The organism is Shewanella chilikensis (assembly GCF_002836945.1).
GTDB lineage: Bacteria > Pseudomonadota > Gammaproteobacteria > Enterobacterales > Shewanellaceae > Shewanella > Shewanella chilikensis.
On sequence record NZ_NIJM01000019.1, the window covers coordinates 35,758 to 58,417 of the forward strand.

The 22,660-nt window shown below is 51.0% G+C and carries 16 protein-coding genes, 2 tRNA genes and 1 pseudogene; 6 read left to right on the top strand and 13 right to left on the bottom strand.

Going from position 1 to position 22,660, the window contains the following annotated elements:
• Positions 1 to 692 precede the first annotated feature (692 nt).
• A complete protein-coding gene (locus CX651_RS09250) occupies positions 693 to 3,284 on the top strand; it encodes a PDC sensor domain-containing protein (RefSeq protein WP_101055782.1) in 2,592 nt (863 codons plus the stop codon).
• Positions 3,285 to 3,465: 181 nt separating this feature from the next.
• Positions 3,466 to 3,668, top strand: a pseudogene (locus CX651_RS20100) (hypothetical protein); the annotation flags it as partial.
• Here CX651_RS20100 and CX651_RS09255 read toward each other — a convergent pair.
• From CX651_RS09255 to rlmKL, 4 genes are read right to left on the bottom strand one after another with little or no spacing between them, the layout of a single operon-like run.
• Positions 3,624 to 5,465 (bottom strand): DUF3466 family protein, encoded by a 1,842-nt coding sequence (locus CX651_RS09255; protein WP_101055783.1) that lies wholly within the window; start codon positions 5,463 to 5,465, stop codon positions 3,624 to 3,626. The pseudogene CX651_RS20100 and the gene CX651_RS09255 overlap by 45 nt on opposite strands.
• A gap of 28 nt (positions 5,466 to 5,493) precedes the next feature.
• Entirely contained in the window at positions 5,494 to 7,407 is a 1,914-nt protein-coding gene (locus tag CX651_RS09260) for an ABC transporter ATP-binding protein (RefSeq protein ID WP_101055784.1), read from the bottom strand.
• 1 nt (position 7,408) lies between these two features.
• Positions 7,409 to 7,639: a glutaredoxin family protein gene (locus tag CX651_RS09265; protein ID WP_045283761.1), complete on the bottom strand. Its 231-nt coding sequence runs from the start codon at positions 7,637 to 7,639 to the stop codon at positions 7,409 to 7,411.
• Positions 7,632 to 9,761, bottom strand: a complete 2,130-nt coding sequence (rlmKL, locus tag CX651_RS09270) for a bifunctional 23S rRNA (guanine(2069)-N(7))-methyltransferase RlmK/23S rRNA (guanine(2445)-N(2))-methyltransferase RlmL (protein WP_101055785.1) — start codon at positions 9,759 to 9,761, stop codon at positions 7,632 to 7,634. Before rlmKL ends, CX651_RS09265 begins: the two co-directional genes overlap by 8 nt.
• A gap of 371 nt (positions 9,762 to 10,132) precedes the next feature.
• Here rlmKL and CX651_RS09275 point away from each other — a divergent pair.
• A tRNA-Met gene (locus tag CX651_RS09275) sits at positions 10,133 to 10,209 on the top strand.
• 48 nt (positions 10,210 to 10,257) lie between these two features.
• Positions 10,258 to 10,334, top strand: a tRNA-Met gene (locus CX651_RS09280).
• A gap of 490 nt (positions 10,335 to 10,824) precedes the next feature.
• Here the strand turns inward: CX651_RS09280 and CX651_RS09285 are convergent.
• Entirely contained in the window at positions 10,825 to 11,523 is a 699-nt protein-coding gene (locus tag CX651_RS09285) for a DUF3334 family protein (protein ID WP_101055786.1), read from the bottom strand.
• A gap of 315 nt (positions 11,524 to 11,838) precedes the next feature.
• On the opposite strand from CX651_RS09285, the gene CX651_RS09290 reads away from it, so the two are divergent.
• Positions 11,839 to 13,473 carry a methyl-accepting chemotaxis protein gene (locus tag CX651_RS09290; RefSeq protein WP_101055787.1) on the top strand — a complete coding sequence of 545 codons (1,635 nt, stop codon included), beginning with the start codon at positions 11,839 to 11,841 and terminating at the stop codon, positions 13,471 to 13,473.
• Positions 13,474 to 13,798: 325 nt separating this feature from the next.
• Here the strand turns inward: CX651_RS09290 and CX651_RS09295 are convergent, their stop codons facing one another.
• The 8 genes from CX651_RS09295 to CX651_RS09330 form a co-directional block, all read right to left on the bottom strand.
• On the bottom strand, positions 13,799 to 14,590 hold the full coding sequence (locus CX651_RS09295) for a DUF1365 domain-containing protein (RefSeq protein WP_101055788.1): 792 nt from the start codon (positions 14,588 to 14,590) through the stop codon (positions 13,799 to 13,801).
• Positions 14,587 to 15,858 carry an NAD(P)/FAD-dependent oxidoreductase gene (locus CX651_RS09300; protein ID WP_101055789.1) on the bottom strand — a complete coding sequence of 424 codons (1,272 nt, stop codon included), beginning with the start codon at positions 15,856 to 15,858 and terminating at the stop codon, positions 14,587 to 14,589. The genes CX651_RS09295 and CX651_RS09300 overlap by 4 nt, the downstream gene beginning before the upstream one ends.
• Complete coding sequence (locus CX651_RS09305; protein ID WP_039034311.1) at positions 15,855 to 16,604, bottom strand: SDR family NAD(P)-dependent oxidoreductase; 750 nt, start codon at positions 16,602 to 16,604, stop codon at positions 15,855 to 15,857. Before CX651_RS09305 ends, CX651_RS09300 begins: the two co-directional genes overlap by 4 nt.
• A complete protein-coding gene (locus CX651_RS09310; protein ID WP_101055790.1) occupies positions 16,601 to 17,095 on the bottom strand; it encodes a nuclear transport factor 2 family protein in 495 nt (164 codons plus the stop codon). Before CX651_RS09310 ends, CX651_RS09305 begins: the two co-directional genes overlap by 4 nt.
• A gap of 27 nt (positions 17,096 to 17,122) precedes the next feature.
• Complete coding sequence (gene phrB / locus CX651_RS09315) at positions 17,123 to 18,622, bottom strand: deoxyribodipyrimidine photo-lyase (protein ID WP_101055791.1); 1,500 nt, start codon at positions 18,620 to 18,622, stop codon at positions 17,123 to 17,125.
• A gap of 1 nt (position 18,623) precedes the next feature.
• On the bottom strand, positions 18,624 to 19,595 hold the full coding sequence (locus tag CX651_RS09320) for a MerR family transcriptional regulator (protein WP_071477036.1): 972 nt from the start codon (positions 19,593 to 19,595) through the stop codon (positions 18,624 to 18,626).
• Positions 19,585 to 20,541 (bottom strand): YbgA family protein, encoded by a 957-nt coding sequence (locus CX651_RS09325; protein ID WP_100144146.1) that lies wholly within the window; start codon positions 20,539 to 20,541, stop codon positions 19,585 to 19,587. Before CX651_RS09325 ends, CX651_RS09320 begins: the two co-directional genes overlap by 11 nt.
• Before the next feature lie 300 nt (positions 20,542 to 20,841).
• The gene (locus tag CX651_RS09330) at positions 20,842 to 21,762 is read right to left on the bottom strand and encodes a DUF368 domain-containing protein (protein ID WP_039034313.1); all 921 of its coding nucleotides are present in this window, start codon (positions 21,760 to 21,762) and stop codon (positions 20,842 to 20,844) included.
• 379 nt (positions 21,763 to 22,141) lie between these two features.
• Here CX651_RS09330 and CX651_RS09335 point away from each other — a divergent pair, with 379 nt between their 5' ends.
• Positions 22,142 to 22,636, top strand: coding sequence for a hotdog fold domain-containing protein (locus CX651_RS09335; protein WP_039034314.1), 495 nt, complete (start codon positions 22,142 to 22,144; stop codon positions 22,634 to 22,636).
• Positions 22,637 to 22,660 lie beyond the last annotated feature (24 nt).

Genomic DNA, 22,660 nt, shown 5'->3' on the forward strand with positions numbered 1-22,660 from the left:
CGCGCTCCTGCACAAACATTTGTTTACGTGACAAACTTTTGTTAACACAATAAACACTATGCCTGAGGCTGGCAAGCGGAATTTAACCCATAATTACAACTTCGTGATCTGCACAGCAATTTTTAACAAGTCGAAGTTTTTATAAAAAAACTATAAATTCATAGAGATAGTCCACATTTACCAATATGCGTCTTGTGAGGAAAACAATTAAAATGGCTGAAGTTAACTGTGGTAAGTTTGAGCGCAACATCTGTTGTATTGTCGTAAATAGCAGGACTCAGTGTTGCTGAATAGCAACCCTGCTAGTGGCCACGTCTGTACCAATGATTGCAACGTCACCAACAAAGACACAGATACCTTGATAGCCATTTGGAGACAACCAAGCCTGCGACCCTTTTTCGCATCAAAGTAACAGAGCTCTGATGAGACATAGAAAAATGGCGGGTTTTCTCAATAGGTTATATTATACCTTTCCATATCAGGACTTATTCAGTCACGAAAATGAAGAATATATACACCTTTCGCAGTTCGTGTCGGCAACACGTCAGTCGTCTGATTACACGCCCATAGTCTTGTTATAACCCTCAGACACTAAGCGATATAATTTAACTGGGGACAAGTTTCCGGGAAGGCTAAACTTCCATCAGGAATAATATTAAGTAACTGCTTTAAAAGCTTATTACTGAGGATATATGCAAGGGAACCAGGCGAAGCAACAATCCAACCCATTACCTTGGCTTCCCGGCTGGTTGAAACGCCTGCCGGTTAAATTTGCCCTCAGCCAGTTAATTATCAGCGCTCTTATCGTTATCAGTACTGTACTTGTACTGCTCAGCATCCAACGTAACCAGTTGCTTAGCCAACAAAGAGCATTGAACCAAAGTTATGGGCAAGTCGTTACCGCAAGACTGCAGGAAGTTACCTCTCAAATAGAAAGCCTGGTCAGTACTATGGCGAACCTAGGGGCTCTGTATCGTGGCAACGAATTTGCACTTCAGGCCAGTATCAAATCCGTGTTGGAATTAGATACCCAAAAGGAAATGATTACCGGCGGCGGTATTTGGCCCGAACCAAGAGCTTTTGAACCGGGAAAAATTCTTGACAGCCTCTTCTGGTATCGAAACGGCTATGGCGAATTGCAGCAACTCAACAGTTATAATGAACAACCCCAACAAGGTTACCATAACGAAGATTGGTATAAACCGACACGCTTTTTCCCGGCAGACAGAACCTTCTGGTCGAGTGCCTATCGTGACCCTTACACTGCAGAAGCCATGGTCACGGCGTCTGTTCCTATTTGGCAAGATCACGAATTTATCGGTGCCGCCACTGTAGACATTAGCCTGGGTGGCCTTAACCGCTTCTTTAGAGGCGCCCTGAAAGATCTGAGTGGTTATGTGTTTGCCCTTGATTATCGCAACCATTTACTCGCGTCACCCTGGGAAGATGAGTTTCAAGACAACACTCAAGAAAAGCCACTGAGTTTAGATGGTTTTCACCGTTTGGAACGCCTTTTCCCAGAGTTCCAATTTGTTGGTGAAGCGCTTCGCAATGCAGATCAAGTACTTATCCAACAGGCAAACCAACACAAAGCCTTTAGCAATCAACAATTGAAATCCTTGTTGGGGAAACGTGATGAAACAGATGCTGCATTACTCAACACGATAATCAATAACTCAGCCAGAGAATGGCCCGCAAATGCCAAACTTTTATTAACTCAAGAACTTAATCAAGACCCTTTGCTCAAGGAACCCGCACTGGTTTCGGTATTTTTGATGCCAAAGACCTATTGGAAAATAGTGATAGTTACGCCACTGTCCTCGCTCAAGGAAGATGCAACCTTAATAGCCGGTAAAGTGGGTATCTATCTTGTTGCAATTCAACTGTTGGCACTATTACTGCTGTTTCTGGTTCAGCATAGGTTATTTATTAAACCTATTAGCCGTATGGCCGAAGCGCTAAGAGAAAACAACCCTGCCCGTTTGGAGTTGGATGCCAGAGATAGAGAAGATGAACTGGGGATATTAGCCGACAGCTTTATCTCCCGTACCCGGCAGTTGGAAACAACTATGGCTAGCCTGGACGCCAGTAACCTGGCATTGGAGCAACAGCTGGAAGTGCAATATAAAGCCCAACAAATCCTAAAAATACGTACTGAGCAGCTAAACGCCTTAATGAATCACTCACAAAATATAATATATATCAAAGATTTGACTGGGAAATACACACTAGTTAATGATAAGTACTGCGAAATAACCGCCCATGAACGCGATCAATTTATCGGCGCCAATGATAATCAGGTATTTCCGCTTGGCTTGGCGCAAATATACCAGGCCAATGATAAAAGAGTGATAAACAATCACAGTCCGTTCTGCTCTGAAGAACCCATAGCAACCCCTCTGGGAGATGTGACATTTCAAGTAACCCGCTTCCCAATTCGAGATGAATTTGCAGAGATTTGCGGCATAGGCGCCATAGCATTTGACCTTTCCAGCCACAAGCGACAAGAGCAACAACTGGAACAGGCCCTGGAATTGCAGGTTGATCTCAATAAACGTAACAAACGTACCATCCAACAACAGCAGCAACAGCTTGAGCAATTGGAAACCCTGTTGCAACAAGCTCAAAGCAAGTCCCAGTTACTCAGCCTCAGCACAACATTGATGCAGGAACAGGAGTTGCAACTCCCCAATTTATTTGGTCAGCTCATCTGTGAGCTGTCTAGCACTTTTGATCACTTGGGATCCCAACTGTTCGAGCCTGACATCGGCGAAATACAAAAAGAGTCCAAAGAGCTTATCTTGACTGAATCAGCCAGATTACGACATCTTTTGGCCTTGGTTAACCATCCTCAAACAGAAGTCAAAGCGCTCTACTTCGACGAGTTTTTCTTCCATATGCAAGCTCTGTTAGCACCTGCATTTACTGAAACCAATGTTGAAATTAGAGCAATTATTGAGCAAAAACTTCTGCCTGGTGCCAAGCCATGGCAATTATTATTGCTCTTCTACCCTTTGCTGAGACAAATATTACATGATACTCCTCAAGGTTCATGCATCACACTCAACGCCACCAAAATGGACGAACATCATTTCGAGACGACGCTAACCAACAGAAGGGAAACCGATCCTGAGTCTGCAGCGAAAGAGCACAGTGCAACAGATTCCCTTATCAGCTTACAAGATTACGTTAGATTAAAGTTACGTGGGGAGATGACCCTAAGTGTCGATAATGACAAACACTGCTATATCAGGCTAGTTTTACCTTTAGAGTCAATAAGTTAAAAAGAAACAGTATATTAAGGAGTTTATATTAACCCAGAGTATTTAACCAAGCACCCTGAGTTAATAAATAGTTCATCGCAGATTATCGTGTGGACTGGAAATAAAAACGGTTGGAAAGTTATTGTTTAGTCGCCTATGGTGGTCAAGTTAATTTGACCAGTGTCTTAAAAACTCTCTGCATGGCATAGTTGCTTCAGCAGTTCATCCGTTGCACACCTGCCGAATGGAAGGGATGAACAACAAAATCAAACTGCTGAAGCAATGGGCTAAAGCTAACGGGATACCGAATACTTCTTTGTGAAAGTCAGAGCGGCATTCCCCGGAGTTCCGCTATTAATCTTAAATTTTACGTCTACGCCACCAGATCAGCGGCAGCAATGCTAACCAACCAAAACTGGCGGCACCAGAACGCTCAAATGGCTTATTGATATCATCGTCGTCCACCTGAGTACAGGCTTCACCATTGCTATTAGGCTTAAGTACCACCATACGCGGTAGATAAGAAGTCACTGGCTGACCGTTACCATTAAGCTCAAACAGCGGCTTGCCATTGTCACCTACTACCAAATTACCTTTATCATCGAACTGGTAAGAAGGCTTACGGATAAAGGCGGTACCTACTATGGTACCGTCCTCATTGATACTGTTGGCTTCCACCACGACTATGTCAGTATTGTAGGTCAAAGTTTTGCCTGAACCGTCCTCAACACTCACTTCATGACGTTTCCAGTTACCTTCGGCATCTTTCTCATAGCCTTTGGATTCACAGGTCAACAGCTTATTGAGATTACTGAACTCACCGGACTCTTTATCAAACAGGAAGCCTACTTTCGGCCTTGGTTTATCTTTGTCATGGGTTGACTCAATATAACCTACTACCTGTCCCTTGTTGTTGATATCTCTAGGCTTGCTGGAGAGATCAGACATAGTGTTGTAGAAATCGTTGGGCGTAACCGGCTTGGTCTCAGGGTTATTGGTATCGTAGATGAAGAACTTATCGCGGATATAACCTTGGATATACTTGTTGTAGCTACCGACCAAGAGCCCAGCGTCATTGATATCATAGGCAATGGAATTGCGCACATCGTCATCAACAACCGGGATCCAGTGGTACTTGTATTCACCATTGGCATCTTGACTCCAATAGGCCGCATCCATTCTCAGGTTATCTGTATCACCATTACGGTAAACATGAGAGCGTCCGGCGACAACTCCAGCGTTGTTCAGCCCCAATCCCTGAGCAGTAAAGGTATACTCTGAATCACCGGGAGTCAGACCAAGTGGCAGCTCAGTCCCGGTAACCGCGCCATTTTCGTATTGCCAGACATAGGCACGCATCTGGTACTGGATATTGCGGGTGTTGTTGGCATTTGGATATTTTTCCCGCTGCAAACACACATCCAGCGGCAGCGTGTTATCACTACCCAGACAGGCAGCAACTCGCTCTGCCCCATATTTACTGATGGCAGTGCTGGCATAACCGGCAATCTGGTTTTTACTGTTGATCGCAGAAGCCATAGACCAACCACCGAGTTCCGCTGTCTTGTCGTCTTTGATATAAGTGGTATAAGGCGGCAGCAGCGGCACTTCAGTACTGCCATCTTTAACAAAACCGCGCTGTTCAAAGTCACGGTAATACCAGTAGTCCTGCCCTTCGGTTTCCCCGGTATAGTCAACCTTCTTCTCTTTACCCGTCATGGCGCCGACTCGAATACCGGCATCATTGATGTCATAGAGGAAACTATCAACCGAGTTGACGCTTGTAGGATCGGCAGGGTCGGTATCCGCAGGCGGTGTGCTACCGTTGATACTCTCAAAATTAGGCGTCCACGGACTCACAGGATCGTTTTCCTGGGAGTTGAAGGTGAAATTATTGGCAATGATGGGTTTATTAATGGAATAAGTGATCTTTTCCTCGGGAGCGATACCATCTTCAATGTCGATAATGCCGTCATCATTATCCACATCCGAGGTGCTGAGCTTTTTCTTGCCCTTGGCCACAGCTATGGCTTCATTATTGGCATTAACGCCCATACCATAACCGGTGCGAGTATCGGCCAGATTACCTTTGAGGTCATATTCATCTAGGTTAACGACTTCATAGACAGGAGCCGCCTGCGATACCTGTAATACACTGATAACCCCCATGGCCACCAATGACAGCGCACTATTCAACTTCATTAATTTGATTCCCATTATAATTTTGTGCTCACTTCATTGACTCGAGTTCTTCCCAACGCTCGAAGTAAGCCTCCAGTTGCTGTTCTTTCTCTGCCAACTGTTGCAATTCGCTGCTCACAATCGCTTGATCCTGCGAATAAAAGTCCGGCTGATTGACGCGCTCCTGCAGCTGTTCCAGCTCCTGCTCCAGTGTTTCCATCAAGGCAGGTAAAGCATCCAACTCACGCTGAAGCTTATAGGAAAGCTTTTTGGCTGTCTTGGGTTCTGCAGTTTTTTGCGGCGCAACCTCCTGTTTGACAGGCTTAACCGCCTCAGGTTCCTCAGCATCGCGATAGAAATGTGCCCCTTGGGCAACCGCATCCTGATAGCCGCCGACATATTCACTCCAACGACCATTGCCGCTGAACCACCAGGAACTGGTGACTGTATTATCAATAAAGGCCCGGTCATGACTGACAAGCAGCAAAGTGCCTTCATATTCAGTGAGCAGAGACTCTAGCAATTCCAGTGTCTCTATATCAAGATCATTTGTCGGTTCATCGAGAATGATAAGGTTGGCCGGCCTAAGCAACAACCTGGCCAGCAGCAAACGGTTCTTCTCTCCACCACTGAGCGCCTTGACCGGTGTGCGTGCACGCATAGGCGAAAACAAAAAGTCCTGCAGATAACTGAGGATATGCCTGTCTTTACCGTTGACAGTAACAGTGCTCTTACCCTCACCGACATTTTCTTCCACCGTCTTTTCCGGATCCAAGGCTTCACGGTATTGGTCAAAGTAGGCGACTTCCAGCTTGGTGCCTGTCTTGATTTCACCACTTTGCGGCGCCAACTGACCGATCAACAACTTGATAAGCGTGGATTTACCGCAACCGTTGGGGCCAATCAGCGCGATGCGATCGCCACGCATCACATTGGTGGAAAAGTCCCGCACCAAGTCCTTATCTGCTAGGTTGTAATTGAGATCCTGCACCTCAAACACCAACTTGCCGCTGCGATCGGCTTCAGACACCTGCATTCTGGCATTGCCCTGGCGCTCCAGGCGGGCCCGGCGCTCCATTCTCAAGGCCTTGAGAGCCCTGACCCGGCCTTCATTACGGGTACGGCGAGCCTTAATCCCCTGACGGATCCACACCTCTTCCTCGGCGAGTTTCTTGTCAAAGTGCGCATTTTGCTCGGCCTCAACCCTGAGCCACTCCTGCTTACCATCGAGATAACTCTGGTAATCACCTGGCCAGGAGGTAACCACTCCGCGGTCCAGATCGACTATGCGGGTAGCTATCTTCTGAATAAAGCCACGGTCGTGACTGATAAAGGCGATGGCGCCCTTATATCCCAACAGAAACTGTTCCAACCATTCTATGGTGTCGATATCCAGGTGGTTGGTTGGCTCATCGAGCAGTAACAAATCCGGCTCACTCACCAAGGCTCTGGCCAGGGCAACTTTACGTTGCCAGCCGCCGGAGAGTTCAGACAGAGGTTTATCCGGGTCCAACCCCAGCAGCCGACAGTTTTGCTGAATACGGTTGTCGAGCTGCCAACCATCGAAGTGATCCAACTTGGATTGCAACCGCTCGAGGTTTTTCAGCATTTTCTCGAGCGCTTCACCCTGGGCCTTGGCCATAGACTGCGACAGTTGATGGTATTCTTCGAGCAGTTGGCCCACATCGGCCAAACCGGCGGCAATATAAGAATAGACAGTGCCCTGTTCCGCTTTGGGAGGGTCCTGTTGCAGGCGACTGACTTTCACATCGGTGGCGATATTGAACTCACCATCATCGAGCAGGACTTCTCCTGCCAAGACCTTCAATAGGCTGGACTTGCCGGCGCCATTACGGCCGACAATACAGACCCGCTCGCCAGCTTCAATACTGAAATCTGCCTGCTGCAGCAGAGGGGTATAACCATAGGCAAGCGAGCCATTATTGATACGAACCAGACTCACATTATGCTCCTGTAAAGCGTTTTACTTGCTGTTCATCGAAGGGCCAACAGAGTTCCTCACCCAAGCTGTTGGCCAGCACAGGAATAAGCACGCCATAGCGCTCGGCAAGCGTTTCTTGCTCGCAAATATCCTGAGTGCGATAACGAATATTAAGGCCATCAAGCAAGGTCATGGCCAACTCACACAGATGGCAACCATCTGTGTGGTATAGGGTCAATGGCGTCTCAGGCATGGGTGATCAACCAAGTATTATGAATATGCGGATTGCGCTTGTAATCCATTGGCAGCATCTGGGCATCCATATTGGTGACTGACATGCCCTGAGCCGCCATGGCCTCGCTATCCATTTTGAACTTACGTTTGTTGTTGGAAAAGATTATCTCTCCGCCCGGATTGAGCAGTTTGAATAGATCAGACAACAACTTGACGTGATCGCGCTGCACATCGAACGAGTCTTCCATCCGTTTGGAGTTGGAGAAGGTTGGTGGATCAATAAAGATAAGATCGAACTTGCGGTCACAATCGCGGATCCATTGCAGGCAGTCGCCCTGCTCGAAACGATACTGTTTGCCAATCAAACCATTGAGCACAAAGTTATCCTTGGCCCAGTTAAGATAGGTATTGGACATATCCACAGTCGTGACCGACTTGGCACCGCCAAGCCCGGCGTGCACCGATGCGGTTCCCGTATAAGCGAATAGGTTGAGTACGTCACGGCCATTGGCTTTACTGCCTACCAGTTTGCGAATAAGCCTGTGATCGAGAAATAAGCCGGTATCCAGATAGTCGGTTAGGTTAAGTTTGAAACGGGCACCATACTCCTGAGTCACCAGCTCCAGCTTTTCTTTGTCGAGCCGTTGATACTGATTTGTGCCTTTCTGCCGCTCGCGGGTCTTGAGGATGATCTTGTCCGGCTCAACACCTATGGCGCCGGGCAAAGACAGGAGCACATCAGTCAAACGTCGCTTACTGACGGCTTCAGGTATGCTGGCAGGCGCTGCATACTCTTGGATCACCACATATTCCAGATACTTGTCGATAGCGACATTATATTCAGGAATATCTGCATCATAGAGGCGATAACTGTCGATCCCCTCTTTACGGGCCCACTTATCGAGCTGTTTCAGATTCTTTTTCACCCGGTTGGCAAAGGCACTGGCGATGTCACTGACCTCAGCCCCTGACTGCTCGGCTGCTACAGCTGCCCTGCGGGTGGAATTGGCATGCAGGGTATAGAGGTTAAAGGCGCACTCCAGTGCCCCGTTGAACATCTTCATCTGCTTGTCGGCCTTGAGCTTAAGCGATGAGATCAATTCGATATCACTGCATAGCAAGGCCACTTGCCAGCCACCGAACTCACGCTTGAGCTTGTCGCCAAACTGATAGTAAAGCTGCAACAAGGAGGAGACATTGCCCAAACGCTCGCCATAAGGCGGGTTGGAGATCAATAAGCCTTTGTCCAGCGGTGGCGTGATATTGAGAGCATTGGCAACACTGAACTCAATCAGTTCACTGACACCGGCGCTCTTGGCATTACGTTTGGCCAGCGCCACCATGCGCGAGTCTATGTCCGAGCCGAAGAACTTCACTTCACAACGGTTCTTGCCTATGGTGGCGCGCGCCTTGGCTTCCTCTACTATGTTTTGCCAAAGTTTGGCGTCATGGCGATGCCAGTGCTCAAAACCAAAGCGACTGCGTTGCAGCCCCGGGGCCATATCGGCAGCAATCATAGCCGCCTCAATCAACACTGTGCCGCTGCCACAAAATGGATCCAGCAAAGGTGTTTGTTTATCCCATTGGGCCCGGGCCAACATGTTGGCGGCAAGGTTCTCTTTTAATGGCGCCTCACCTGTACCGCTGCGATAGCCACGTTGATGCAGCGCCGGGCCGGAGAAGTTCAGCGCTATAGTTACCTGACCGTTACGATAATGGGCATCGATTTTGAAGTCGGCATCGACACGTTGCACATTGGGGCGGTTGAGATCATCTTCGCGGAAGCGATCCACTACAGCATCTTTAATCTTGAGGGCGCCGAACTGGGTGTTCTTGATAAACCCGCCCATACCGTGAAAGTCGATACTAAAGGTACAACGGTTATCAAAGTGGCTCGGCCAATCGATACAGAAGGCCGCATTATAGAGCTGTTCGGCGGAATCACAGGGACCGCGATGCAATATAAGTAGAATACGGCTTGCCAGTCTGGTCCAAAGGGTAATGCGGTATGCCTGCTCCAGTGGACAGGAGAAATAGACCCCGGCCAAACTTTCCTTAACCTCAAGCGCACCGAACTCGCGCAGTTCCTGCGCCAAAGCATATTCAAACCCCTTGGGGGCCGCCGCAAAAAAATTCAACATGAACTAACCAGATAGCAAAGCAAAAATGAATGGCGCATTATAACCACTGTTCCCGGTAAAAGATAAAAACTTCCGTTTTCAGTACCGCTTTTCTATCTACTATAGCGAAATTGTTTGAGTTGTAATCAATGGGGTTAATCTTCACGCACAGATGAATCAAATTTGAACACTCAATGGCATTTTGATGATTTGTCCTTGCATTGCCGCGTCTTGGTCGCTATAGTCCACCCCGCTTTGACGGACACCGGATGGAGCAGCATGATAGCTAGTCGGGTTCAGTTACTTAAGAGAGCCTCGAAGGTTGTCGGTTTGTATCCAGTGCCGCAAGCAATTCCTTAATTATGAATTCAAACTGATTAGTACAATTCGGACGCGGGATGGAGCAGCATGGTAGCTCGTCGGGCTCATAACCCGAAGGTCGTCGGTTCAAATCCGGCTCCCGCAACCAATTTCTAATTCCTTAATTATGAATTCAAACTGATTAGCACAATTCGGACGCGGGATGGAGCAGCATGGTAGCTCGTCGGGCTCATAACCCGAAGGTCGTCGGTTCAAATCCGGCTCCCGCAACCAATTTCTAATTCCTTCATGCAGCAAGGTAGCTCGTCGAGATCAGTTCCTTATAAGAGCCTCAAAGGTCGTCGGTTCAAATCCAGCTCCAGCAACCAATTTCTAATTCCTTCATGCAGCAAGGTAGCTCGTCGGGCTCAGTTCCTTATAAGAGCCTCGAAGGTCGTCGGTTCAAATCCGGCTCCAGCAACCAATTTCTAATTCCTTCATGCAGCAAGGTAGCTCGTCGGGCTCAGTTCCTTATAAGAGCCTCGAAGGTCGTCGGTTCAAATCCGGCTCCCGCAACCAATTTCTAATTCCTTCAGACTACAGTGCCCTTCACAATAGCAAACATGACATTGAAGATTACATTCCCTACCTGTCCTCCCGATTCAAGATAGAAAAATCCACCTAACATTCGATAGTAAAAAGCTCTTAATAGAGGCCAGGGAAGCTATTTGGAATTGATTCCCCGGCAACCTGAAATGAACAAAATAACGGTCATCTCAGGAGGTCAAATTCCCAACTCTTTGAACAGATCATCAGTGTCATCATCGATATTTGCCGCTTTCACCCAAGGTGATTCAGAAACTTTAGTCTGTGACTGTTGACTGCCATGACGAGCCAGAAGCAGATCAGGGTCAAATTCTTCATCGGTTTCAAACTCTGCCAGACGAATAAACTCTGTCTTGTCCATGGCAAATTCAAGATAAAATATATGATTGTTTTCTGTTTTGAAGGACACTCTACGAGCGATGGGCTCGTCCAAGTTGGCATCAATGGATATGGTCAGTTCCTTGTTTATAGTCAGCATCTTTGGCTGGCTTTGGCTAATAGATGTTTGCAGCTCCTTGGATACCTTGCCGATAAAATCCCCCAACATCTGATTCATCAGTTCACCCATTACATCACCCACCTCATCTGAGGTATGGGAGAAAGCTAGTTCTTCCTCAGGCATGCCCATATGCAGCATATAGCGACGATAAATTTCCAATGCAGCCGCAGCGGAAAAATTAATCACCACCAGACCGGAAAAGCCGCCATCAAAGATAGAGAAACAACCGAGATCCGGCTTAAGCCGAGTACGGGTAATACGCTGTACAACTCCAGCATGGGACAAAGTACTTGCTGTAGTGGCTGATAAGACATGGGTCACAGAGTGACAAAGCTTCAGTAAAATATCGTCTGAACTAATGACTTGAGGTGTATTCATGAAAAGAGGCCAATAATAAAAATAAGGTTAATATTGAGCCCTTCAGCCAAAAAAATCAAAATAAAAACAATTAATTAGACTTCGAACGTTAACCTAAGTGGCTGAGCACGGCTTAAGCTTTTGATATTTGAGCCGATATCCTCTGTGCAGCATTGAGAGCAGCTAAGCAAGGAGCTCTTTTTAGGCTTGATATAAGCTGAACAATGAGCCTGATCAACAAAGCAAGTCAAGCCAGGTAAAAAGGTTTCACTTGGTTTTTCCATCGCGTTATAGTCGCTGCCAACTAACTAAAAATAGATAACAAAGGAGTACGAAATGGCACTACTCAGGAAGCTCACCATTCTTCAGCGCCTTATCCTTATGTTGGTTCTGGCCGCAATAGGCACCCTGTGTTTCGCCAGTTTCTCCATTAAAGAACAGTACGATAACCTGATAACTCAAAAATGGCTGCAAAATGATGCCCAGCTGAACACTGCCCTGTCTGTAGTTGCAGCACACCGTGATCAAGTTCGTGCTGGAACACTAACTCTTGAGAAAGCCCAACAAGAGTCAGCAGCCTTGGTGGGCCAGATGCGATATGGCCGTGAAGGTTACTTTATTCTGCTCTCAGATCAGGGAAAAATCATCGCCCACGGCGCTGAGCCGTCGCTGGTGGGCCAAGCCATTGCCGATTATCATATCAAGGATGGCAGCAATCCGCTGGCCCAGCTACAACAACAAGCCAAGGCCAATGGCACAGGCAAACTCAGCTATGAGATCCGCAACCCAGCCAGTGGTAATAGCGAAGAAAAGCTCACCGAATCCAGATATGACAAAGATTGGGGCTGGACCCTGCTGACCGGTACATATATCAGCGATGTCAACGCCACAATGAAGTCAGTCTCAATCGATTATCTGATCATTATGATGTTGATTTCAGCGCCGATTTTCATCTTCTTTCTGGTGCTCAATCAATCCATTACCGCGCCGCTTAAGACCGCCATCGCCGCAATGGAGGATATTGCCCAAGGTGAAGGCGATCTCAGTAAAAGGCTCGAAGGTCAAGGCCGTGATGAAGTAGCAGCACTAGCCCGTGCCTTTAACAGTTTTGTAGAGAAGATAGGTAGAACCGTCAGCGAATTGCAGCCACTTGGTGCATCACTTGGCGAGGACGCCGAGCACCTGACAGTCGCAGTCAAAGAGTCCAACCACAGCGCCGATAACATCCACAGGGAAACCGCCAGCGTGGCCACCGCCGTGAATCAGATGCTGGCAACCACCCAGGAGATGGCCAACAATACCCAGCAGGCTGCCGATGCCGCTTCCAGCGTCAAACAACAAGCCCTCAGCGGTAAAGAGACCATGGATGCGACACTGGCAAACTGCCAGGAGCTGGTGCGCGAACTGCAAGCCGCAGAAAACCTTACCGAAACCCTGGGTCAGGCTTCAGGCAGAATTGGCGGCATTCTCGATGTGATCCGCACCATTGCCGAACAAACCAACCTTTTGGCACTCAACGCCGCCATCGAAGCCGCCCGCGCCGGTACTCACGGCCGCGGCTTTGCTGTAGTGGCCGATGAAGTGCGCGCCCTTGCCAACCGCACTCAGGACTCCACCAACGAAATTCACAAGCTGATCAGTGAAATTCAATCCGGTGTCAGCGCCGTTATGGAGAGTAACAGCCAAACACAGAGCCAATCCTCCGAGCTGCAAAAACAGGCCGAAGCGGCAGGCTCTGCCATGGATCAAATCCTCTCCCTGGTAGCACAGATAAGCGATATGAATACCCAACTCGCCAGCGCTACCGAAGAGCAATCTTTGGTGACCGAAGAGATCAATCGCAATGTCAGCACCATTTCCGAGCTGACTCAAGTTTCAGTGCAAGCCAATGCCAGCAACCAAAGCGCAGCAATGTCGCTTGAGCAGATCAGCCAGAACATGCGCCGCACTCTGGGGCAATTCAAGATCTAACATCTCGAGGGGCAGAACGTATTCTGCCCCTTTCTTATTGTGATAAGCTAAGGAAGGTGCGAATGAGTCCTCGTGGCACTCTCTTTTGTAGAGAGTGGTTTGCACAGCAATTGGCGTTCAAGGCATCTGACTGAAGGCATGTCGAAGTCGGATAACGCAGAGAGCCGGTTGCTGTGAAAGCCCCGAAGGGCGTGGCTTACAGACCTGCCTGCTGTGTTGTGCTTCTTGCAAAGGACTAGGGCCATTTGCGGCGAACCACGCCTTGCATCCAAGCCCGTAAGCCGACGCAGAGTACACATGGGACTTGTTCGCACCTTCCTTAGCCTCAGTCCGTGCCGCCCTGAGGCCTGCGCTCGTAAGGCACAAAGGGCACCCGCTTAAGCCACAAACGCAGCGCTTGCCAATAGATGAGCCAAAGAATTTTCAGGCTCATCAAGGGAAAGCCCCACAGATAACGTCTAAGTTCACGACCATTGAAAGGGCGGCGTTTGAGGCTTAATACCGCATCGAAGCTGACCTTTTGCGACTCGGGGGCAGCCTCTGCCTCATCTCCCTTGCCGGGCAGATTGCTGATCCGCAAGTCGAGCCGCTCTGCCGGCGCCGGAATATGCCAGCGATAGCGATAATCCAGCGACATAAAAGGCGATACATGGAAGCACTTGTCGCCAAGCGCCGGCGCCTCGGCCGACACCAGATAACAGTGACGCTCATTCCAGGGAGTATTGCTCACCTCTGCCAACAGGTATTTATATTCATCACCTTGAAAGCAGTAGAAAAAGTTGACCGGGCTGAAATAGAGCCCAAAGTGGCGCAGTTGCCCGGCGAACAGCACGCTGTCGCAGACGGCCTCGCCGCCGAGCGCAATCACCTTATCCAGTACCCGCTGTTTAAGCGATGAGGCAGTATTCGATATTGAAGCCGCCTTGAGGTAATCCTGCTGCCGAAAACGCAGCACTGACCAAGGGGATTCACCAAACAAGCCGCTGAGGGATGAGAGCCTTGGCAAGTCATCCAAGTCCAGCAGCATCAAGGCAAAGGGATAGCGAAAGCTGTGCCTTACCGGCGTTAGCCTCAAGTGACTGACGCTGCCGAGGTAGAGACCCGTTTCAGGTTTCATAGGCTCACCCCGAACCTTTCACAAACATCCAGGGCGCTGCGTACCCCGTCTTCATGAAAGCCGTTGTACCAGTAGGCGCCGACAAAATGGATACTGTCTTGGCCGCAGATCTCGCTGCGGCGTTGCTGCGCCGCCTGGCTCTGTTCATTGAATACCGGGTGAGCATAGACAAAACGTTTGAGCACCTTGTCCTCGGCTATCGCCTCATCCTGGTTCAGGGTCACCAAAAAATCCGGTGCAGACTTTGGCAGGCGCTGCAAAATATTCATGTTGTAAGTCACGCAGGCGGGACGGCTGGCATCACCATCGAGACGATAATTCCAACTGGCCCAGGCGGCGCGATGCTTCGGTAACAGCGAGGTATCAGTGTGCAAGGTCACCTGGTTATCCTGGTATTTAAGCCTGGAGAGTATCTCCCGCTCCAGCTCACTGGCGTCACTGAGCATGGCCAGCGCCTGATCGCTGTGACAGCCGAGGATCACCTGATCAAACTCATGCCAGCTATCCTTGACTCTGAGCTGCACGCTCCCCGCTTGGCGGCGGATTTGTGCTACCGGCGAGTTGAGATGAACACGCTCGGCAAAGGGCGCGCTGAGCGCCGGAATATAACTGCGGGAGCCGCCTTCGAGCACATACCACTGCGGCCGATTGCTGACGGCCAACAGTCCATGATGTTCAAAGAAACGGATAAAGAAAGGCAGCGAGAAGGCGCGCATATCCTGAATACTGGACGACCAGATAGCGGCGCCCATCGGCAGAATGTAGTGCTGGCAGAAGAAGTCGGAGAACCCCTGCTGTTCGAGAAATTCCCCCAGTGTCACCGCCGGGTAACGACCGCTTTGATACAAGGCTTTGCAGCGGCTGTTGAAGGCCAAAATCTCCCTCAGGAACCCCCAGAAAGTCGGACTCAGCAGATTGCGCTTTTGCGCAAACAGGGTCGCCAGGCTATGACCATTGTATTCAAGACCGCTGACAAGGTTTTGCACCGAGAAGCTCATCTCGGTCGCCAGCGCCTTGATACCGACCCGGGCCATCAAGGCCTGAAACCTGGGATAGGTGCGATCGTTGAACACAATAAACCCTGTGTCTATGGCGTAGGGTTTGCCGTCAAGCTCAACATCCACAGTGGCCGTATGCCCACCCAGATAATCGGCGGCTTCAAACAACGTCACCTCATACTGCTGTGACAACAGATAACCACAAGTGAGCGAGGAGATCCCCGAACCGACTATGGCGATGCGCGGCTTATTGCCGGTTGAAACTGTCATACTGGGCTCCCGTTTTTTGCAGAGGGTTTACCAAGGGCGGCGGCCAGCCAACTGCGGGGCAGCCAGCTCAGCAGAGTCAGCAGCCAGATAAAACGCCCGGGAAAGGCAATCAGGCGCCGTCTGGCGGCCAGGGCTTGGATGATGGTGTTGGCGGCTTTATCGGCGGAAATCCGCATCGGCATGGCGAAGTCATTTTTGTCGGTGAGCGGCGTTTTAACAAAGCCCGGGCGAATTTCGCTGACATCTATTCCCTTGTGGGCCAGATCGAGCCGCAAGCTCTGCGCCAGGTAACTGATCCCGGCCTTGGAGGCGCCATAGGCCTCCGCCCTCGGGAAAGGCAGCATCACAACACTTGAACTCATCAGCGCCAGTTGGCTGCCACGCTCAAGCAAAGGCATAAAGGCTTCCAGGCAATAGCCCACAGCCAACAGATTGGTGCGGATAACCCGCTCAAACAGGGCGCTGTCAAAGGCCATAGCCTCGTCTATGTACTCACAGGTACCGGCATTGAGCAGCAGCAGATCCACACAGTCGGCTTGGCCCAACTCCAATTTGAGCTTGCTGCCCAGCTTCAGCACCGAGTCTCTGTCCGTGACATCGAACCTCAAAGGCTCGCAGCCTTCGAGGGCGGCCAGAGCTTGTTCATTGCGGCCACAGGCCAAGACCCGCCAACCGGCGGCGGCATATTGTCTGGCAAGCTCGGCACCTATGCCTGAGCTGGCACCCGTGATCAATACCGTCTTCATCGGCTTGCCCTGCCCTTGACCATGCGCACCACTGAGCCCAGCAGCGGCAACTGTTCATAGAGCATCTGCCCCAGATCCAGATAATCCCTGTGATAATGGATTTTGTCGCCAAACTTGATGAGGCTGATACCATCGACGCTGATGCTCTGCCCCCGGTTCAACTTGGGGTGGCGGTACTTCATCTGCCAACTGATAGCGGCCTGGTCCCCGGCGGGCAAGACGTCAGTGATCTCAAAGGCGATTTCGGTCAGGTTGCGATACAAACCGGCAAAATACTGTTCCAGTTGTTCAAGCCCCTCCAGTCGGTGCATGGGATCGCAAAAAAAGATCTCAGGCGCGTAGACGGCCTGCAGCCTTTGGCGCAATGTGGGCAATTGCTCAGGGCCCAGGGATTGATACAAGGCAATAAATGCCTGAATAATCTCTTGAGACTGCGGCGATGCCGGCTGTGAAGCGGGCGCTATGTCCGCGGCGACTGAGTGGCTGGTCATGATAATCCCTCGGCTAATGAACTGAGTTCAGGCAGACTTTTTCAGCACGGCCAGGGCGGTCAACGCCCTTTGTCGCGCCGCGCTGTGCTCGACTATAGGTGGCGGATAAGCCGCAGTGGCGAACAGACTCGGCTCGGTGAAGCGAGACGATGCGGCTGTGCCCGGATGGTGTATCTGTTTAAGCGGCCAGTGCGCCAATTCAGGCAGATAACGGCGGATAAAACTGGCGTCAGGGTCGAACTTTTCACTCTGGCTCATGGGGTTGAAGATCCTGAAATAAGGCTGGGCATCACAGCCGGTGCCGGCAGACCACTGCCAGCCGCCGTTATTGGCTGCCAGGTCACCATCTATCAGGGCGCGGCGAAAATACTGCTCGCCCCAGCGCCAGTCCACCAACAGGTGTTTGGTGAGAAAGCTGGCGGTCACCATTCGCAGCCGATTGTGCATCCAGCCGGTCTGGTTTAGCTGACGCATGGCGGCATCCACCAGCGGATAACCGGTACGGCCCTCGCACCAGGCGGCAAACTCTTGCGGGTCGTTACGCCAGACTATGTCATCACCGAGCACGTTGAAGTTGCGCCCCATACACAGCTGGGGCCAGGCGTGCAGCAGATGGCGGTAAAACTCGCGCCAGGCCAGCTCAGCCAGCCAGCTGCGACCCGGACTATTGTCCTCAGCCATAGCCTCGGGGAAGCGATTGAGCAGCGCCGCCACACATTGCCGCGGGCTGAGAATTCCAAACGCCAGATAGGGCGACAGGCAACTGGTGCCATCGAGCGCCGGGAAATCCCGCTCCTGGCCGTAATCGGCAAGCTGGTTGGCAATAAAGCTATCGAGGCGCTGCCTGGCCGCCCCTTCACCCACTGGCCAGTGGTGGCTGTCTTGTTTACTGCCTTGATTGCTGACCTTAAAACTCAGCTCTGCGGGTTCGGGTAAAGCCGGGGCCAGAGGCGCAGGTACCGGCAGCGGCATTATCGCCTCACTTCCCAGCAGCTCACGCCAGCGGCGAAAGAAAGGGGTAAATACCCGATACATTTCGCCACCTTGGGTACGGACGCTGCCGGGCGGCAGCAGACAGTGCTCATCGGTAAACTGCAGGCCCACCCCTATAGTCCTGGTGAGCTGTGCCAGCGCCTGATCCCGGCGCTGCTCGTTAATCTCCACCTCGCGCCCGGCAAAAATCCGCTTAACGCCCTGGCGTTGGCAATACTCCTCGACAGTGACATTCACCAAAGAGAAATCGTCACAGTGCAGCAAATCAAAAGCTATCCCCAAAGATGCCAACGCCCGTTGCAGTTGATTGACGCTGCGCTCGATGAAATCCAGCTGCATGGGACCAACAGAGTGCTGCTGCCACTGGGCCGGAGTCGCCATATAAAAACCCCGCAGCGGCAGACCTTGGGCCCTTGCCGCTTCGCACGCCAGCCACAGGGCCTGGTTATCTGAAGTGCGCAGATCGCTGCGAAACCAGATGGCAACACAGGCCTTTTCACTGGAAGGCACATGATTGGGCAAGGACTGGGACATGTTACTTGTCCTCCGGTTGTTTTGAGGCGGACTCGGCCTGACCCAGCAGTGCCAATATGGCGGCATTGCTGCTGCAAAGCACAGGATTCTTGACGGGCTCCCGGTTCTTGTTGGCGCCTTTTTCAGTCACAGCCAGTTCCTTGGCATAGTGCTCAAAGGCATTGGCGTGAGCCGCCACATAATCCCCGCTCAAGATCAATGGATATTCCAAAGCGCTCGCCAACTGGAACAGGGCTTTGACACTGCTGCCCGGCAACTGGGAAGGTGGCAGCAACAAGAGCCCCTGCAGCGGCAGCCTGTGTGCCAAGAGTTGCAGCCCCTGGCCTTCCAAAGGCTCCTCTATATTGAGCGGCAAAAGGCTGACACCCCGGGTGATAAGCTCCAGTTGCAACAAGATCTCACTCCAGGCCGGCTGCTTGCCAAGCGGCAGATAAAGAAGTTGCCAGCGGGGTTTCTGGCGCAGCAACTGCTCGCTGCGGGCGCCGACATAGTGAGCCAGACGGCTTTCGAGCCAACTGCGGACAAATGCGCCGTCGAGGCGTTCATCGAGTTGGGTGTCCAATACTTGCAACCAATGGCGCAAGCGCCGACAACACAAGGCGATGGGATAGAGGGCACTGAATTCATCCAGCAAGCGGCCAAAGCGGGCACTGCTGAGAGAAAGTGCCGCCTCGGTGAGACTGCTGCTGAACTTCAGCCAGTCGTCGTCTTCATTTTCTTGCTGCAGCTGTTTTTCTGTCTGGCCACTGAGCAGTGGCTTGACCTTGCTGATGGCCACGCCCTGCTCAAGCCAGGAGAGGATTTCACGGATCTGTTGCACCTGCTCCTGAGTGTAGAGTCTATGGCCCTTGGGGGTGCGCTGCGGGATAACCAGTCCAAACCGTCGCTGCCAGGCGCGCAAGGTGACAGGATTCACCCCGGTCAGTCTGGCGACTTCGCCGATGGAAAGGTTGGCAATGTTATCAGTAGGCATAACGCAGTTTTAACTCCTGTGGATGAGGGTTGAGATAAACCTGGGCCGCAATATACGGCTGCGGATGCTCCCTCAAGTAGTGTTTAATCAATGTCAGCGGCACCAACAGAGGTTGCAACCCCTGACGATATTCATCTATCACCTGACTAAGCTCAGCCTTCTGTGCCTTAGTCAGTTTTTGTTTGAAATAGCCCTGAATGTGTTGCAGTGCACTGGTGTGATTGCGGCGACTTGCCTTATTTTTCAGCGCCTCCATAAAGCCTTCGAAGTAACGCCGGGCCGTTTCCTGCAAGTCTTCACCACCTTCAGCCAGCAAGGGGCCAAGTTGGCGATAATGAGCCGGACTGTGCGCCAACAAGAGGTATTTGTATCTGGCATGAAATTGGGTCAATTTATGCAGGCTCAAGCCGGAGTGCAGCAGACACTGCCAGTCGTGGAAGGCGTACACCCGGGTGAAAAAGTTTTCCCTGATCACCAAATCGTTCAAGCGCCCCTCTTCTTCAACCGGCAGTTGTGGCCAGCGTTGCATCAGGGCCTTGGCGAACACACCTATGCCACTGCGATTCCCCTGATCGCCGCCTTCCTTGTAGACAGTGACCCGTTCCATGCCGCAGGTAGGTGATTTGGCACAAAGCAGATAACCGCTTAAAAACCCCAACTCAGCGACTTTTTGCTCACTGAAACTTTGCAGGCTCTCGGTTACATCCAGGCTGGCATCACGGCTCTGGATCCTAATCTCATCACCGCGGCGCACCTGACGTATGCTCTTGCGCGGCGCGCCCATACCTATCGCCATCTCAGGACAGACGTGCACAAAGTCGAAATGTTGCCTAAGTTCCTGCTGGCAATAGACAGAATTCTTATGACCACCGTCAAAACGCACCTGCTGCCCCAACAGGCAGGCACTGATACCCAGTTGAATTCGCTGCGGCTCAAACTTGTACATATTGAGAATCCTTGTATAACCTTGTAGTAGATTAAGGCATACACCTGTACAAGGATCAAGTTTTTGTACAATATTTTTTTAGTAAAGAAGGATCGACTTGCCGGGCAAGTCATACAAGACCTTAAAAGGAGTCGAGCTCAGAAAACCTGAGCTGTCTGCTGGCGAAGTAGCACCCATCTTGGATGAAACCTGTAACGCAAAGGCATTTAAGAGAGATTCGAAGGGAGATAAAAAACGGGAGCCTTGAGCTCCCGTTTTCTGTCATTGATATCTTTCACTGCAGGGCACTAACGCCTGAAATTATTGCTTGCCGGCCCCCAGACGCTCAACCAGGAGTACCAGGCCAATTCCAGCGGCGGCACACAAGAGCGCCAACCCCAACTGATGCGGCTGCTGTGTCAGTTGCTCAAAGCCAAAGGGTGACAGGTTTTGCTGCACCAGGGGTACCTGCTCACCATGGGAATTGGTGCGCCAGCTCAGCGTCTGTTTCCAGGGCCAGATCTTGCCCAGCGTCCCCAGCATAAGCCCGGTAAGGAAGATAAGGGTGGCATCGTGAAAGCGCCGCAGCAACGCCGACAGCAGATGGCTGAAACTCAGGATACCTATCACGGCGCCGACAGCAAAACAGCCGAGAATGTCCAACTGGATATTCTTGGCCGCCGCCAGCACGGCGGGATAAAGCCCCAACAGCAAGAGGATAAAGCTGCCGGATATCCCTGGCAGTATCATGGCGCAAATGGCAATGGCACCGCCAACAAAAATATTAAAGTAGCTGGCCTCCAACTCGACCGGGCTCAGCACGGTAATGCCCCAGGCAAAGGCCACTCCCAACGCGAATATCAATAGTCGCGGCAGTGAAAAACCGCCCTTGACCTGGCGCAGCATATGCACCACAGAGATAAGGATCAGCCCGAAAAAGAATGACCATACAGGAATAGGATGATGTGCCAGCAGGTAAGAAATAAGCTTGGCCAGGCTCAGAATACTGCTGAGGATCCCCGCCAACAGACTCAACAAAAAGGCGCCATTGATATGCGCAAACGCCGCCTTGATGCCGTCACGGCGTATAATGCCCCAAAGACTGGGATTGATACGGCGAATACTTTCCAGCAGGGTGTCATAGATGCCGGTAATAAAGGCTATGGTTCCCCCGGAAACGCCGGGCACCACATCGGCGGCCCCCATGGCCAGCCCCTTGAGGTAGGTCAACAGAAATTTCACTAGGTTTCCTTACTACTGTTTTGATAATTCTCGCGGATTATACCAATCCTGATTGAAGTTGGATTGTCCAAGGAAGTGATTCTTGCACTTGCAAAAGGTTCACCCATTCGCACCTTCCAGAAGAAACCGCCATTTAAGCACAGGCACCAGTTGCTGCCACGCGTTTTTATTCTATCTGTTCAGCCCCAGCTCAGATTGGCGAGCCCCTCGATCATCTCAGCCAATGCTCTTGGTTCTTTCCTTTTAGCTCTTGCCTCTTGCCTCTTGGCTCTTGCCAAAGCGCTCGTCAGCATACACACTCATCCGACCAGAGTAATAACAAAAACATTACCCTATACCAACAAAAAACATCAAAAAGGAATACCCACAAGGAATCACTATGAGTAAAACCGCCAATTCGACCCTGAACTTGTATCACAAATGCCGGCGCCTGCCCTTTGGCAATAAGATATTCTCCTTGCTGGTCAGCCGGATGGCGCCCTACTTTGGCAGTATCAAGCCGATAATTACTCAGTTGGAGCCCAACTACTGTGAATGCCTGTTGCGTAAACGCCGCGCAGTGGAGAATCACATAGGTACAGTACATGTCATTGCCATCTGCAACGGCCTGGAAATGGCGATGGGGGTCATGGCCGAGGCTTCAATACCACCTCATCTGCGCTGGATCCCCAAGGGCATGACGCTGGATTACACCGCCAAGGCCGGCAGCGATATCCGCTGTGTGGCCAAGGTTGATGCCAACGCCTGGCAGCCGGGGGATCTTGATGTCGAGGTGCTCGCCTATGACAGCAATGATATCCTGGTGGTCAAGGGCAATATCAGGCTCTGGATCTCGGCCAAGCCGGCTAAAAACGCGACCGAGAAGGGATCATAATTTGAAACAAGCGAGCACTTCCCT